Raw genomic sequence first — 16,982 nt, 5'->3', positions numbered from 1 at the left:
CGCAGTTGCACGCCTTCAAGGACGAAATTGGCCACGCAAGGAGTAACCCGTGGAAGCAAGGTTTGGTGTCGCCCTCGTTTCGCGTTTTTCCCCACTGTCCCTTGCTGTGCATCTGAGCGTCGCCGGGCTGCTGTTCGGTGGCGTCAGCGAGCAGGCGTTCGCCACTTGCTCGGCGGCGGGCTCCACGATTACCTGTTCGGGCGTTCCGACCCTGCCGCTGTTTCTCAATGACTACAGCAGTGCCACCAGCGGCCTGACGGTCAACGTCACCAACGGCGCGCAGATGAACGCGACCCTGGGTGGCAAGGTCATCAACCTGACCGGCGCCAACATCAACCTGAACAACTCCGGCACCCTCGACCCGGCCTTGCTGGGCCTGGTGTCGATCCTCAGTGGCGGCGCGTTCATCGGCACCGGCGCAACCAGCACCGTGAGCATCGTCAACAACACCACCGGGCTCATTCGCGGCACCGGCATGTTGCTCGGACTCAACCTGACCAGCATCGACGGGCTGGGGATCGCCGTGAACAACTCGGTCTCGGGCACCACGACCATCACCAACGACGGCACGATTACCTCCACCGGGCTGTCGGTTGGCGGCATCACCCTGGCCGATACGCCAGTGGTCGGGGTGTATGGCGGTTCGCAAGTCAACATGACCAACAGCGCCAGCGGCACGATCAACGGCCGGGTTGCGTTCGAGACGTCGGTGGCGGGCAACACCTTCACCAACGCCGGTAACATTACGGGCGGCGTGTCGATGGGGGCGGGCAGCACCAACACCTTCTACGCGATCACCGGTTCCAGCGTTAACGTCGGCGACGGTGTGCAAGTCTCCGTCGGCCTCGGTGGCCTGATCGGCATCAATCTGACCTTCGCCCCGACCGGGACGATCGATGGCGGCGCGGCCGGTACCAACACGCTGATCCTGCAAAACCCGATCGGCCTCGGCGGCGGCACCACCGGGACCGGCACCGCGTCCAGCGCAACCTACGTCAACTTCAACAATCTGACCCTCAACAGCGGCACCTGGACCTTGCAGGGGCCATTGGTCAGCGGTGCGACCACCCTCAATGGCGGTGTCGCGCAGTTCAATGACAACGCGGCGTTCGGCAGCGGTGTGCTGACGTCCAACGGCGGGATTCTCCAGGCCAGCAATGCCGGTTTGACGCTGTCCAACCAGATCAACCTGGGTGGGACTGGCCTGACTCTGCAGGGCATCAACGGCATGACCCTGAACGGGGTGATTTCCGGCACGGGCGGCCTGACCAAGATCGGCAGCGGCCAGATCAACCTCAACGGCATCAACACTTACACCGGCAACACCGTGCTCAATGGCGGTGTGGTGCTGGTGGGCAACAACCAGGCGTTCAGCACCGGGGGCATCACCGTTGGCGGCTCTTCAAGTATCTCGGCGACGACGCCGATTTCGCTGGCGAACGCGATCACGCTCAACAGCACCCTGACCGCGACCGGCACGGGTGCGCTGACCCTGGGCGGAGTGATCAGCGGCGCCGCCAACCTGACCAAAACCGGCAGCGGCAGCCTGACCCTCAATGGCATCAACACCTACACCGGGATCACCAGCCTCAGCGCCGGCACCTTGCGTGTCGGCAACAACAACGCCCTGGGCACCGGTGTCCTCAACACCAGCAACGGCACCAGCCTCGACAGCACCGGCAACGTGACCCTGGCCAACAACGTCGGCATCACCGGTGCGCTGAACGTGCTCGGCAGCAATGCCCTGACCCTGGCCGGCATCGTCTCCGGCACCGGCGCGATCACCAAAAGCGGCAGCGCCAGCCTGACCCTGACCGGCAACAACACCAACAGCGGCACCACCGCGCTCAACGGCGGCAGTTTGCTCGTCGGCAGCAACACCGCCCTCGGCACGGGCGCCTTGAACGCGGCGGCCGGCACCACGCTGGATGCGACCACCGCCGTGACCCTGGCCAACGCAGTGGCGCTGGCAGGCGGGCTGACCATCGGCGGCACCCAGGCGCTGGGCCTGAGCGGTGTCATCAGCGGCGCCGGCAACCTGATCAAGGGCGGCACCGCGAACCTGACCCTCAGCGGCAACAACACCTTCTCCGGCGGCACGGCACTGAATGCCGGGACGCTGATCGTCGGCTCCAACACCGCGCTGGGCACTGGCGCGCTGACCACGGCGGCGGGCACCACCCTCGATGCCAGCACCGCCGTGGCGCTGAGCAACGCCGTCGCCCTCGGCGGCAACCTGAACATTGGCGGCAGCGCCAACCTGACCCTCGGCGGCGTGGTCAGCGGCAGCGGCGGGCTGACCAAAAACGGCGCGGCCAACCTGATTCTCAACGGCGCCAACACCTTCAGCGGCGGCACCACGCTGAACGCCGGCACCCTGACCGTCGGCAACGCCGCCGCTCTGGGCAGCGGCGCCCTGACTGTCGCCAGCGCCGCGACTCTCGATAGCAACACCTCGGTCATCCTGAACAACAACGTCGCGCTCAATGGCAACCTGTCCATCGGCGGCAGCAACGGCATGATCCTGGGCGGCGTGCTCAGCGGTGCCAGTCAACTGATCAAGAACGGCACGGCCAACCTGACCCTCAACGGCGCCAACACCTTCACCGGCGGCACCGCGCTCAACGCCGGCAGCCTGACCGTCGGCAACGGCGCGGCACTCGGCACCGGCACGCTGACCGTGGGCGGGGCGGGCGCAACGCTCAACAGCAGCGCCAACGTGACGCTGAACAACGCGATTGCCCTCAACTCCAACCTCACCGCCGGCGGCGCCAACCCGCTGACCCTCGGCGGCGTGATCAGCGGCGGCAGCAACCTGATCAAGACCGGCTCGTCGACCCTGACCCTGACCGGCAACAACACCTACACCGGCTCTACGTCGCTGAACGCCGGGACACTGATCGTCGGCTCCAACACCGCCCTCGGCACCGGCATCCTCAATGCCGGCAACAACACCACGCTGGACGCCAGCACCGCGACCAGCTTGGCCAACAACGTCAACCTCGGCGGCAACGTGACCATCGGCGGCAGCAACGCGCTGACCCTCGCGGGTGTAGTCTCCGGTGTCGGCGGCCTGACCAAAAGCGGCCCGGCCGACCTGATCCTCAACGGCGCCAACACCTACTTCGGCAACACCGCGCTGAACGTCGGCAAGCTGATTGTCGGTAGCAACACCGCGATCGGTAGCGGCGCGTTGAACGCCGCGGCCGGCACCACGCTGGACACCAACACCGCCGTCACTCTGGGCAATCAGGTCAACCTCGCCGGTGCGATGAACATCGGTGGCAGCGCCGATCTGACCCTCACCGGCACCGTCGCTGGCGCCGGCAGCCTGGTGAAAAACGGTGCGGCCAATCTGAACCTCAATGGCACCAACACTTACGCCGGCGGCACCACCCTGAACGCCGGTACGGTGACTGTCGGCAACAGCTCGGCGCTCGGCACCGGCACCTTGACCGTTGGCGGTGCGGCAACCCTCGACAGCAGTTCACCGCTGGTCAGCCTCGCGAACGCAGTCGTGCTCAATGCGGCGCTGAGCGTCGGCGGTACCCAGGACCTGACCCTCGGCGGCGTGATCAGCGGCGCAGGCCAGTTGATCAAGAACGGCGCAGCTAACCTGACCGTCAATGGCACCAACACCTTCAGCGGCGGCAGCACGCTTAACGCGGGTACGCTGACACTGGGCTCGGCCGCTGCGCTGGGCAGTGGCGGCCTGACCGTCGGCGGCGCTTCGACGCTGGACACCAGCACCGGCATGAGTGTCGGCAACAACATTACTCTCAACGCCGGCCTGACCCTGGCCGGCAATAACACCCTGAACCTCAGCGGCGTGATCGATGGCGTCGGCAGCCTGACCAAGGACGGCTTCGGCGACCTGACGCTCAGCGGCAACAACACCTTCACCGGCGCGCTGAACATCGCCTCCGGCAGCGTCACCACCGTGAGCAGCGGGGCGCTGGGCAATACTTCCGGCGCCAATATCAGCGCCGGTGCCAATCTCTTTCTCAACAGCAGCAACAGCCTCAACGGGCTGAGCGGCAGCGGCAGCGTGCAGGTCGCCGGCGGCAACACCCTGACCGTGGGCGGCGTGAGCAGCACCAGCACCTTCGACGGCGACCTCGGTGGCAGCGGCACCCTGACCAAAGTCGGTACCGGGACACTGAACCTCACCGGCATCAACGGCATCACCGGCAACACCAACGTCAACGGCGGTACGCTGAACCTCACCGGTTCCCTGGCCAGTTCCCAGCTCAACGTCAACAACGGTGCGACCCTCACAGGTACCGGTTCGGCGCTGGGCTTCATTACCGTCAACAGCGGCGGTCATCTGGCGTTGTCCTCGGGCAATACCTTGTCGACCTCGTCGCTGATTCTCACCGCCAACAGTAATGTCGACGCGAGCCTCGCCACGCCATCGACCTCTTCGCTGATGAACATCGGCGGCAACCTGACCCTCGACGGCAACCTCAACGTCACCGATGCCGGCGGCTTTGGCGTCGGTGTCTATCGCCTGTTCAACTACATCGGCGCGCTGACCGACAACGGCCTGACCGTGGCCGGTGTGCCGGTGGGTTATGGCCTTGGCGACATCCTCGTGCAGACCCTGGGTAATCAGGTCAACCTGATCGTGTCGGCCCCGAACACCAACTTGCGTTTCTGGGACGGCAGCCAGACGATCCCGAACGGCACGGTGGATGGCGGCACGGGCACATGGACTGCCGACGGCACCAACTGGACCAATTCCAACGGCACGCTGAACCAGACCTGGGCTGGCGACTTCGCAGTGTTCCAGGGCACGGCCGGCACGGTGTCGGTCAACGGCACGCAACTGTTCACCGGGATGCAGTTCCTCACCGATGGCTACAACGTGGTCAACGGCACGTCGGGTCTGCTGACCGCCGTCAACGGCACCGGCGGCACCACGGCGATGCGGGTCGATCCGGGCGTTACCGCCACGGTCGGCGTGAACATCAACGGCAGCGGCATCATCAACAAACTCGACGCGGGCACTCTGGTACTCAACGGCGCCAACAGCTACACCGGCGGCACGCAACTGGACGGCGGCACATTGGTCGTCGGCAGCAACACCGCGCTGGGCACCGGTGCGTTGATTGCCAATGCCGGCACGCAACTCGACAGCAACACCGCCGTGACCCTGGCCAACGCCGCCACGCTCAACGGCAACCTCACTGTGCTCGGTAGCAATGCGCTGACCCTCAACGGCGTCATTTCCGGCACCGGCGGCTTGATCAAGAACGGCTCGGCCAGCCTGACCCTCGGCGGCAACAACGCCTTCCTCGGGCCAGTGGCTTTGAACGCGGGCGGTCTGATTCTGGCGTCGAACAGCGCGCTGGGCTCGGCCACCCTGAACGCGGCGAACGGCACCACCCTGGATGCCAGCGGCGCTTTCACGGCGGGTAACGCGATCAACCTGGCGGGCAACCTCGGCATCGTCGGCAGCAACGATCTGACGCTGAGCGGCGCGATCAACGGCGCCGGCAGCCTGACCAAGAATGGCGCGGCCAACCTGATCCTCAGCGGGGCCAACAACTTCCTCGGTGGCATCACCCTCAATGCCGGCACCCTGACCGCCGGCAGCAACGGCGCCCTCGGTCTGGGCAACCTGACCGTCGCCGGTGCCTCGGCGCTGGACAGCAACACCTCGGTGTCGCTGGGCAACAACGTGGTGCTCAATGCCAACCTGACCAACACCGGCAACAGCGACGTGTCGCTCAGCGGCGTGGTCAGCGGCACTGGCGGTCTGATCAAGAACGGCGCGTCCAACCTGACCCTCAATGGCATCAACACCTACAGCGGCGGCACCACACTGAACGCCGGCACCGTGACCCTCGGCACCTCGGCGGGTCTGGGTTCCGGCGCGGTGACGGTGGCGGGCGCCTCGACCCTCGACACCACGGCGCCGCTGGTGCTGGCCAACAACATCAACGTCAATGCCAACCTCAGCGTGGCCGGCAACAACAACCTGACCCTCGGTGGCGTGATCGCCGGGGCGGGCACCCTGACCAAGAACGGTCTGGCCGACCTGACGCTGTCCGGCAACAACACCTTCAGCGGCACCTTCGATGTGCAGTCCGGCAGCCTGACCACCCTGGGCAACTCGGCACTGGGCAGCAACGCCGGCGTCAATCTCGGCGCTGCGGCGACCCTCAATCTCGGCGGCTCCGGCAGCCTCGCCAGCCTGACCGGCACCGGCACCGCTCTAATTGGCGGCGGCAACACGCTGAGCATCGGCGGCAACAACGCCAGCAGCATCTTCGACGGTGTACTTACCGGCACCGGCGAGTTGAGCAAACTCGGCACCGGCACGTTGACCCTGACCGGCCTCAACAGCCTGACCGGCAACACCACGGTTAACGCCGGTACCTTGAACGTCAGCGGCTCACTGGACAGCGCCAGTGTGCTGGTCAACAGCGGCGGCACTCTGACCGGCGGCGGTTCGCTCGGCGGGGCCGTGACCGTGGCGGATGGCGGTCATCTGGCCGGCGCCACCGGCAGCACCCTGTCGGTGAATTCGCTGGTGTTCAACGCCAACTCCAACTTCGATGTCGGCCTCGGTACACCGGTCTCCGGTGGCGGCAACCCGCTGGTCAATGTCGGCGGCAACCTGACCCTCGACGGCACGCTTAACGTCAGCGACATCGGCGGTTTCGGCAGCGGCGTGTACCGGTTGATCAACTACACCGGCGGTCTGACCGACAACGGCATGCTGATCGGCACCGTGCCGGGCAGCGTCACCCCGGGCGACCTGACCCTGCAAACCGCACTGGCCAACCAGATCAACCTGCTGGTCACCGCACCGGGCGTCACCGTGCAGTTCTGGGACGGCAACCAGCTCGTCGCCAATGGTTCGGTGGATGGCGGCAGCGGTACCTGGGGCACCGGCACCACCAACTGGACCGACGTCAACGGCACCACCAATCAGGCCTGGACCAACAGCTTCGCGGTGTTCCAGGGCACGGCGGGCACCGTCACGGTGAACGGCGCGCAAACCATCACCGGCATGCAGTTCGTCACCGATGGCTACAGCCTGCAGAACGGCACGGCCGGTTCGCTGAATCTGGTCAACGGATCGCTGGGCAATGCCACCGTGCGGGTCGACCCGAACGTCACCGCCACCGTGGGCGTGGCGCTCAACGGCGCCGGCACACTGGGCAAATACGACACCGGCACCCTGGTGCTCAACGCCGCCAACGGCTACACCGGCGGTACTGCGCTCAACGGCGGCAAGATCGTGGTCGGCAACAACGCGGCCCTCGGCACCGGCGTGTTGACCGCCGCCAACGGCACGGCGCTGGACAGCAACGCAGCGGTCAGCCTGGCCAACGCCGTGGTGCTCAACGGCGGACTCACCGTCGCCGGCTCCAACGCATTGACCCTCGGCGGTGTGGTCAGCGGCAGCGGCAGTCTGATCAAGACCGGCGCATCGAGCCTGACCCTCAACGGCAGCAACACTTACAGCGGCGGTACCCAGCTCTCGGGTGGCTCGCTGATCCTGGGCAACAACAGCGCGATCAGCAGCGGCGCCCTCAGCGTGCTGGGCAATGGCACCCTCGACAGCACTTCTGCGCTGCAACTGGCCAACGCCATCAACCTGGGTGCGCAACTGACCCTGGCCGGCAACCAGAACACCACCCTGATCGGTGCGATCACCGGCAGCGGCAGCCTGGTGAAAAACGGCAGTGGCGACCTCATCCTCAGCGGCGCCAACACCTACAGCGGCGGCACGACGCTGAACGGCGGCAGCACCCGTGGCGACACCAGCAGCCTGCAAGGTGCAATCGTCAACAACGCGACGCTGACCTTCGAGCAGAACAGTGACGGCAGCTACACCGGCAATCTGACGGGCGTCGGCACTCTGAACAAAACCGGCACCGGCGCCTTGCTGCTGACCGGCAACAACACCTTCACCGGCAACACCGCGGTGCAGGCCGGTTCGCTGAACGTCAACGGTGTGCTCAACAGTGCCAACGTCAACGTCGCCAGCGGGGCGAAAATTGGCGGCAGCGGCGTGTTCGCAGGCGCCGTGCAACTGGCCAACGGTGCGACGCTGACGGGCGGCGGCACTGCAACGCCGTTGTCGGTCGGTTCGCTGGCGTTGTCTTCGGGCACTAACCTGGACTTCACCCTCGGCTCGGCCACCAGTTCCACAACCGTGGTCAACGTCGCCGGCAACCTGACCCTCGACGGCACGCTGAACATCAGCAATGCCGGCGGCTTTGGCACCGGGGTCTATCAACTGTTCAGCTACGGCGGCAGCCTGACCAACAACGGTCTGGTCTACGGCAGCCTGCCGGTATCGGCGGCCAACCTGACGCTGCAGACCGCGCTGGCCAATCAGGTCAACCTGCTGGTACAGAACACACCGGGTGAAGTGCAGTTCTGGAACGGTGGCAAAACCAATCCGGACGGCAGCATCGGTGGTGGCAGCGGCGTGTGGGGGCCGAATACCAACTGGACCGATCCGAGCGGTACCCAGGCGCTGGCGTCGAACGGTCAGTTCGCCGTGTTCGGCGGGCAGAGCGGGACGGTCACCGTGCAAGGCAATCAGAACTTCACCGGGTTGCAGTTCCTCTCCAGCGGTTACAGCCTGGTTCCAGGCGCTGGCGGTACGCTGACCCCGGTCAACGGCCCGGGCGGCAGCCTTGCGCCGGTACGGGTGAATGCCGGTGGCAGCGCGGAAATTTCCGCACCGCTGGTGGGCAGTGGCGGTATCGAGAAGCTGGATTCCGGCACTCTGGTCCTCAGCGGCGCCAACACCTACAGCGGCGGGACCACGGTCAGCGGCGGTACGCTGATCGGTAATACCACCAGCCTGCAAGGCAACATCCTCAACAACGCATCGCTGGTGTTCCAGCAGAACGCCAACGGCCAGTTCAACGGTCGCCTCAGCGGTGTCGGCGCCCTGGCCAAACGCGGTGCCGCGCGCTTGCTGCTGACCGGTGATCAACCCTTCAGCGGCACCGTGGCGGTGGATCAGGGCGTGCTGCAAGTCGGCAGCCGTGCGGCGCGGGCCTCCCTCGCCGGGCAGGTCACCGTGGCCAATGGCGCGGGCCTGAGCGGTAATGGCAGCGTCGGTTCGGTGGTCAACCATGGGGTGGTGGCTTCCGGTGGCGAGGACGGCACCTTGAGTGTCGCCGGCAACCTGACCAACGCCGCCGACGGTGTACTGGCCCTGACCGTCAGTTCGCCGACCGCCACGCCGCTGGCAGTCGGTGGTACCGCCGCCCTGGGCGGTGGTCTGCAGGTCAACAGCCTGGCGCCGTTCACCGGCAACACCGTGTACTCGCTGATCACCGCCGGTGGCGGGGTGAACGGCACCTTCAGCGCTGCCGATCTGCCGCAATATGCGTTCCTCGACACGGCGCTGGTGTATGACCCGAACGCGGTGACCCTGGTGGTCAGCCGCAACGGCAACTCGTTCGTCGACGTCGCTGCTACCCGCAACCAGCGCAACACCGCTTCGGCGTTGATGCGTAACGGCGCGGCGGGCGCTGCGTTGCAGAACGAAATCATCAATCTCAGTGTGGCGGGCGCACGTAACGCCTTCGACAGTCTGTCGGGTGAAATCCATGCCAGCACCGCCAGCGCAATCCTTGAGGATTCGCGCTACGTGCGGGACGCGGTCAACGACCGTATGCGCCAGCCTTCGTGCAGCGCACCGGACGATCCACGCCGCGCCCTGGCCCCGAGCGACAATCAGTTGAGCAGCAACGGCTGCCACGGCGAAATGGTCGGCTGGGCCCGCGCACTCGGGGCCTGGGGCGAGTCGGACGGCAACAGCAACAGCGCGAAGCTGGATCGCAACCTGAGCGGCTTCATGCTCGGCACCGACAAGCAGATCGACGACCAGTGGCGCGTCGGCATGGCCGCCGGCTACACCCGCAGCGATCTGGATGCTCACGATCGTCGCTCGGATGCCACGGTCGAGAGCTACCACCTGGCGGCGTACCTCAACTCGCAATTCGATGCCCTGGCGGTGCGCCTCGGTGCGGCATACAGCTGGCACGACATCGAAACCAAGCGCGACGTCAGCGTCGGTGCCTACAACGATCGGTTGAAGGCTAATTACGACGCGCGCAGCGCCCAGGTGTTCGGTGAAGTCGGCTATGCCATCGAAGCGGCCGGGATTGCCCTGGAACCGTTCGCCGGTCTGGCGTACGTCAACTACGACAGCGACAAGGCCAAGGAGAAAGGCGGAGTGGGGCGCCTGCGCGCCGAGTCCGATCAGGACATCACCTTCTCGACCCTGGGCGTGCGCGCCGGCAAGGTCATCACCCTGACCAACGGCGGGCAATTCACTCCGCGCGCGGCGCTCGGCTGGCGGCATGCCTTCGGCGACACCAAACCTGACGCCGACCTGACCTTCATCGACGGCGGCGCCTCGTTCAACACCCAGGGCGTGCCGATTGCCAAAGACAGCGCGGTGGTCGAAGCAGGCGTGGACTTCCAGATCAGCCCGACCGGCAAACTCGGCATCGGTTATTCAGGGCAGCTGTCGAACGAGAGCAACGACCATGCGATGACCATCAGCTTCAGCCTCGGATTCTGATTCAGGAGCGAAGCACTTCAGCCGCCCGAAAGGGCGGCTTTTTTTTGATCACCGCTTTCGTTTTGTTATCCGTTTGAACGAGTGCTCATTGTTCTTTCAGTTGTACTTTAAGTTCGATCTCAACGCGTCGGTCTACCGCTAGGCATTCCTTTTGTTCAGGTAGCGGCAGATCTCTGGTGCATGTCGACTTGGGTTGTAGTGAGCCCTGTCCGAGGCGTTTTACTTGTGCCTCAGGCAAATCGGAAAACAGTTCCTTGATCTCTGCATACACGCTGTCGGCGCGCCGCATGGACAGGGCGGCGTTAGAATCTCCCGTCTTGAGCACGGGGATTCTGTCAGTGTGGCCGATGATGTTGGCGGAAAGTATTTTCAGATGATCCGCTGCCAGCCTGAGTTCGGTTTCCTGAGTAAATTGAGCGAGTTGTTTCTTTCCGTTAGCGCTGATTTTGTCGTCGTAGATATCGAAAAGCGTGTCGGTGTTGACGGTTAAGCAAGTCTTGAAACTATTTCGCTTGTTCTCCGGAGTCAGGACTTTAACGCCGCTGCGATCCAGTTCGATTTTTGCGATTTTTTTGTTCCATTTTTTGCTTTCAGTATCGTAGGCGAGCAGTTGTACGAGACTGCGTTCGCCCAATCCATGCCAGAGGACATTGAAGTGATGAGCAATGTTGGTTTGGTTTCCCTCTTTCGTACAGCCATAAATGGAGAGGTTCAGTTCCTTTGCGGTGTCGCTGATGATTCTTTGATTTTCTTCGCTTAACACCAGTGAAACGTCTTTTTGCTGGACTCCAATAAAGCCAAAGGTTCCGTCAATGAACTTGCCGAAAACGGGTGGCACCATGGCTGCTGGAATAACGATGGCAATGACCAGCAAGACGATTCGTTGCAGTGCTCGCTTTTGTTTTTCAGCGGTATCGGATACGTCGGATTTCCAGTGGTTTGCTGCAATGTACAAGATGAGTCCGCTGGCGATGGGCGCAAAGAAGGCAGCCCAGTCCTCCATGAAATAAGCCACCAAGGCGAGAGCGCTGAAGAAAAACAAGCTGAATAAAATAGAAAATACTTTGTCAATGATGCTTTTTTCTTTGAATGCGGCGAAAGCAAAGTTGAACGCTATAAAACTGCTGCCCAACCAATACGAGTACAAAAAACCAAACCCTAGCGCGATGAAGATAAAAACCAGGCTGTCTGCCAGGTTGAGTCCGGTCGGGAAGAAATTTATCAGGAACGCGCAGTAACCCCACGTTATAAGAATGCCAAGTGCAACTGTTGATTTGGCTGCAAAGGATGCAAGTTTTTGAAGGTTTTCAAGTAATTCAGACACGAGTTTTCCCGAGGAAGGCCCTGCACGCGATGCATGCAGGGTTTGTTTTTCTTAATTGATCAAGCAAGAGAAACGACAAGCCATCTTTTGACGGTCAGGTAAAACTGACTTGGCATAGATGGGTGTCAGGTGGTGAGACTGTTTTCCAGCACCAAAAGCAATCTGTCGTTTTCTGCCATCGCCTGCCTCAGGTTTTGATCTGACCGTTCGTTAAGCGCGATCAACTCGCGATCCCGGTTCACGCCCAGCGGATCCAGCTTGTCTACAAGATAAACAACAAAGGTACTGGCCAGGCCTGTCAGAGCTCCGACGATTACAGCTGACAAAACCGCGCCCAAGGCTCCTAGCCCGGGAATCATGAGCATCTGTTTTTCGATGATTTCTTCCAGTGCGACCCCGGCGATGATCACACCGCCTGCGCAGGTAATCTTGATCGCCTCGTGGGCGGCCTCACGTAATGTGAGCCCTTTCGGGGGCAGTAGCAGCGTTTTGAGTGCCTTGAGCAGTGACATGAATCCTTCACGAAACATGCGAACCGCGCGTTTGCCGGTGGTGACGAAGACGTTGATCAGCGTTGTCACCAGGTTGGCCAGAACGCCGGCCACGAAGCCTCCACCGCCTGCCGCCAAGGCTGCTTGCCATTGATTTGCGACTCGCTTCGCAATGCGTTCCAGGCGGGTCCGCAACTCTGGCACCAACGACTCGTGAGAACGGCCATTGCGGTACAGATCTGTAAGTTCGTCGAAGGTCGCGCTGAAGAATTCGATGAGCATGACGCCGAAGGCTTGCTGAAAGGCCATCTTGCCACCTTCCTTCAGGCTGGTTTTGGCGAGATCAGCCTTGAATTTGTCGCTCTTGTAATAGGCATCACTGAGCTTCTTTTCATACGCCTCACGTGCTGCTTTGTCCTTGGCCAGGAGCAGGTCGGGGTTTTGTGCGATTGCCTCTTGTTGCTTGAGTAGTCGCAGACGATTTTCGTCTTTGGGCGTCAGCTCTTGTTTGTTGGACAAGCGCTGCATTTCTTCCTGACGGCTCTGAGTGTTCTTTTGCAGCTCTTCGACGAATTGAGTAGCGCTTTTTTTGCCTTTTGACTGGTTCAGTGCTTTTTTGGTTGGGTTCAGATTCGAATCTGCATTCGCCAGTGTCGGCGCATCCGCGTCCGCCAGTACGCGCCCACGATCGGTATGAATCACATTCGCCGAAATGGTGTGATCAAGGTTGCGCGGATCCTGGTTCTTGTTCTGGCTGAAGGTTTCGTTGGTATAAGCGTCCTTCAGTACGCCTGAATTCTGGTCGAGGGTATCTTTAGCGTTTTTTGCGATGTAAGCCTTGTCCCCATGGAACTTGGTCGAATCGTACGCGGGCAGATCCGCATATTTTTTTGCTGCAGCATCGGTCGCATATACTTCGTTTCTGGCGTTATTGATTGTGTCGACATTACCTCCTTTCTTGTCGTAAACCGCCAGCACTCGACCGAGTCCGAAAGGCACTGCGATGGCTTGTAATACTTCCCGTCTGCTGTCGCCGACCAGTTGGTCGAATCGTTGCTGGCTGAAAGCGTCGGAGTACGCTTTGAGCACCGCATCGGATTCATCGTCAGACACGTGCAGATCCACCGTAAAGTCAGCTTCAGTGAAACTTTGCTCCAATAGTACGGGGTTGATAGAGATGTCACTCAATTGTCGAGCGAGATCAGCCTCAGGCAATTCAATCAGTCGGGGGCCTTTGGCGATTGCTGCTTGCTGGCGTTGCCGGGCTTTGAAACGTTCAATTCGATCCGTCATGGTGTTTCTCCTTTCAAGCAGCGGCAGACAACTGTGCCCATCCCGAGCGAAACGCCTTTTGCGTCACACTCATTTCGCCGTTCAGTGTTGTGACGAAATCAATGATCTCTTCAAACAATGGCTGCGCCTCGGGTCCGACTTTTCGTGCGCGAATGAAAGCTTCTTTGAGCGTGGGAGGGTTGAGGGACAGCAGGTTTATTGCAGTTTGTACTTTGGCTGGCAGGAACCCGCCCCCCATACCCATCAGGAATTCGTCGATCTGCTGTTTGTCCTCATTGCTGGCTACCCCGGCGCAGGCGGCGCTTGCCTGGGCGACAGCTTGCATGGCAATCAGCATCTTGAAGTAGGCTTCGTGGCTATCGATGCAGGCCTTGGCTTTGGCCAGTGCCTCGGTGAAGCGCTTTTCCCGAACTTCACTCTTGGCTTTCTGGCGCATTTCACCGCGAGCCTCCGCGTTTTTTTCCTTACGCTCTTCCAGCTCTTTTTTGGCATTCCAGAAGGTTGCCATTGACGTGCCGAATTCGGCCACATAGTCACGGGAGCTGTCGTAACCGCTGGCTATGGTTTCGCGTGTGAAGTCGTAGGCATCGCCAAGTACATCACCCACTTTGTCTGCCGCTTCCACCACGGACTCAACCGCCGAGGTGTAGGCGTCAGCTACAACATCGGCAGCGCTGGAGGCGGTTTCGACAGTGGAGTTGTAGGCATCGGATACAGCATCACCGACCTTTTCAGCCGCTTCAGTCACAACGTCCGCAGCATCGGCAATCGTTTCTACAGTGGCGTCATACAGATCGCCGACTTTATCTCCGACAATGTCCGCGGCTTCTGCCACCGTCTCACGCGTCGCGTCAAATGCCCGGCCCACAGCGCTGGTGATCGAAGAAAAAATGTCAGTCGCGTGAAAGTTTTCCGCTCGCGGGATGGCGGGTTCGCGTACCCAACTGTCGATAAACGATTCTTCCATGGGGCTGAAGGCGCGAAGTTTCATAAGTAATCCCTGACTTTTTAGACGTTCGGGGATTCTCCCTGGTTGAAGGGTGATGTCAATATGCCTTCAGTTATCTTAGGAGGGATTGACACGGCAGCCCCGTTTGGCTCTCTGCTAGTCTTTGCTTCATTCCTTGCCGAGAGACTGCCCTCATGACCGAGCCCATCCGTCTGACCCAATACAGCCACGGCGCCGGTTGTGGCTGCAAGATTTCGCCCAAGGTGCTGGAGGTGATTCTGGCCGGCAGCGGGGCGCAGAACCTTGATCCGAAACTGTGGGTCGGCAACGCGTCGCGCGATGATGCGGCGGTGTATGAAATCGATGCCGAGCGCGGGGTGGTCTCGACCACGGACTTCTTCATGCCGATCGTCGACGATCCGTTCGACTTCGGCCGCATCGCCGCCACCAATGCGATCAGCGATATCTACGCCATGGGCGGCGATCCGTTGATGGCGATTGCGATCCTCGGCTGGCCGGTCAACGTGCTGGCGCCGGAAGTGGCGCGAGAGGTGATTCGCGGCGGACGTGCGGTGTGCGATGCGGCGGGGATTGCGCTGGCCGGCGGGCATTCGATCGATGCGCCGGAGCCAATCTTCGGCCTGGCCGTCACGGGGCTTGTAGAAAAGCGCTTCATGAAACGCAACGACACCGCCACCGCCGGTTGCCTGCTATACCTGACCAAGCCGTTGGGCATCGGCATCCTCACCACCGCCGAGAAGAAGGGCAAGCTGCGCCCCGACGACATCGGCGTGGCCCGGGACTGGATGTGTACGCTGAACAAGCCCGGCAGCCGCTTCGGCAAACTGGCCGGGGTCACCGCCATGACCGACGTCACCGGGTTCGGGCTGCTCGGGCATCTGGTGGAAATGGCCGACGGCAGTCACCTCACGGCGCGGATTTTTTACGACCGGGTACCGCGTCTGGCGAGCGTCGAGTATTACCTCGAACAGGGCTGCGTGCCGGGCGGCACCCTGCGCAATTTCGACAGTTATTCGAGCCGCGTCGGGCGGGTGCAGGAATTGCACAAGCGAGTGCTGTGCGACCCGCAAACCAGCGGCGGGCTGCTGGTGGCCGTCACACCCGAAGGCAATGCCGAATTCCTCGCCGTCGCTGCCGAACTGGGCCTGACACTGGAACCCATCGGCGAACTGCTGGAGCGAAAGAGTACCGCCGTCGAGGTGAATTGATGGCCGTCGACTTCACGGACTATCGCGACATCTTCCTCAACGACCGGCCGTTGATGGACGCCCGTGCGCCGGTCGAATTTCACAAGGGCGCGTTTCCCGGTGCGCTCAATCTGCCGCTGATGAACGACATCGAGCGCCAGCGGGTCGGCACTTGTTACAAGCATCACGGTCAGCAGGCGGCTATCGAACTGGGCCATCAACTGGTGTCCGGTGCGGTGAAGGCCGAACGGCTCCAGGCTTGGGCGGCATTTGCCCGGGCGCATCCAGAAGGGTTTCTGTATTGCTTTCGTGGCGGCCTGCGTTCGCAGATCGTCCAGCAGTGGCTGAAGTCGGAAGCCGGCATCGACTATCCGCGTATCGGCGGTGGCTACAAGGCGCTGCGGGGTTTTCTGATCGACACCCTCGAATCGGCCCAGGCCGAGTGTGATTTCGTGTTGCTGGGCGGCATGACCGGCACCGGCAAGACCGAAGTGCTGGTGCAACTGCGCAACAGCGTGGATCTGGAAGGTCATGCCAATCACCGAGGTTCCAGCTTCGGCAAGCGCGCCACCGGTCAGCCGTCGAACATCGATTTCGAGAACCGGCTGGCCATCGACTTCCTGAAAAAGCGTGCGGCCGGCATCGAGCAGTTTGTGCTGGAGGATGAGAGCCGGGTGGTGGGCAGCTGCGCGCTGCCGCTGTCGCTGTATCAGGGCATGCAGCAATACCCGATGGTCTGGCTCGAAGATCGTTTCGAGCAGCGCGTCGAGCGGATCCTGCGCGATTACGTGGTGGATTTGTCTGCCGAGTTTCAGGCAGTGCATGGGGAGGAAGGTTTCGGTCGGTTTTCCGAGCGCTTGCTGGATAGCCTCGACAACGTGCACAAGCGTCTGGGTGGCGAGCGGCATCGACGCATGCGGGTGTTGATGGAAGAGGCGCTGGCGGAGCAGGGCCGCAGCGGGGCGGTGGATTTGCACCGCGCGTGGATCGAAGGTTTGCTGCGCGAGTATTACGACCCGATGTATGTGTTCCAGCGCGAGAAGAAGGGCGGGCGGATCGAGTTTGCCGGGGAGCGGCAGGCCGTTATCGAGTACTTGCGTCAACGCGATAAACCCAAGGCCTGACGGGGCCCGAGCGGGCCCCGGGC

The 16,982-nt window shown here is 62.1% G+C and carries 6 protein-coding genes; 3 read left to right on the top strand and 3 right to left on the bottom strand.

What is annotated here, in order from left to right; genetic code table 11:
* Window positions 1–49: 49 nt before the first annotated feature.
* Window positions 50–10,570 (top strand): autotransporter-associated beta strand repeat-containing protein, encoded by a 10,521-nt coding sequence (locus tag ABTV87_RS19180; RefSeq protein WP_433898154.1) that lies wholly within the window; start codon window positions 50–52, stop codon window positions 10,568–10,570.
* A gap of 85 nt (window positions 10,571–10,655) precedes the next feature.
* Here ABTV87_RS19180 and ABTV87_RS19175 read toward each other — a convergent pair whose 3' ends face one another.
* The 3 genes from ABTV87_RS19175 to ABTV87_RS19165 form a co-directional block, all read right to left on the bottom strand.
* Window positions 10,656–11,894 carry an OmpA family protein gene (locus tag ABTV87_RS19175; protein ID WP_221535513.1) on the bottom strand — a complete coding sequence of 413 codons (1,239 nt, stop codon included), beginning with the start codon at window positions 11,892–11,894 and terminating at the stop codon, window positions 10,656–10,658.
* 125 nt (window positions 11,895–12,019) lie between these two features.
* Window positions 12,020–13,678: a hypothetical protein gene (locus ABTV87_RS19170; RefSeq protein ID WP_433898153.1), complete on the bottom strand. Its 1,659-nt coding sequence runs from the start codon at window positions 13,676–13,678 to the stop codon at window positions 12,020–12,022.
* Between the two features lie 13 nt (window positions 13,679–13,691).
* Window positions 13,692–14,669: a hypothetical protein gene (locus tag ABTV87_RS19165; protein WP_433898152.1), complete on the bottom strand. Its 978-nt coding sequence runs from the start codon at window positions 14,667–14,669 to the stop codon at window positions 13,692–13,694.
* Between the two features lie 152 nt (window positions 14,670–14,821).
* On the opposite strand from ABTV87_RS19165, the gene selD reads away from it, so the two are divergent.
* Window positions 14,822–15,856, top strand: coding sequence for a selenide, water dikinase SelD (gene selD / locus ABTV87_RS19160; protein ID WP_085608285.1), 1,035 nt, complete (start codon window positions 14,822–14,824; stop codon window positions 15,854–15,856).
* Window positions 15,856–16,959 (top strand): tRNA 2-selenouridine(34) synthase MnmH, encoded by a 1,104-nt coding sequence (gene mnmH, locus ABTV87_RS19155; RefSeq protein ID WP_433898151.1) that lies wholly within the window; start codon window positions 15,856–15,858, stop codon window positions 16,957–16,959. Before selD ends, mnmH begins: the two co-directional genes overlap by 1 nt.
* Window positions 16,960–16,982 lie beyond the last annotated feature (23 nt).

It is taken from the genome of Pseudomonas sp. PSE1(2024) (assembly GCF_050990555.1).
Taxonomy (GTDB): Bacteria; Pseudomonadota; Gammaproteobacteria; order Pseudomonadales; family Pseudomonadaceae; genus Aquipseudomonas; species Aquipseudomonas aphyarum.
This window is presented reverse-complemented; position numbering and strand designations above follow the sequence as displayed.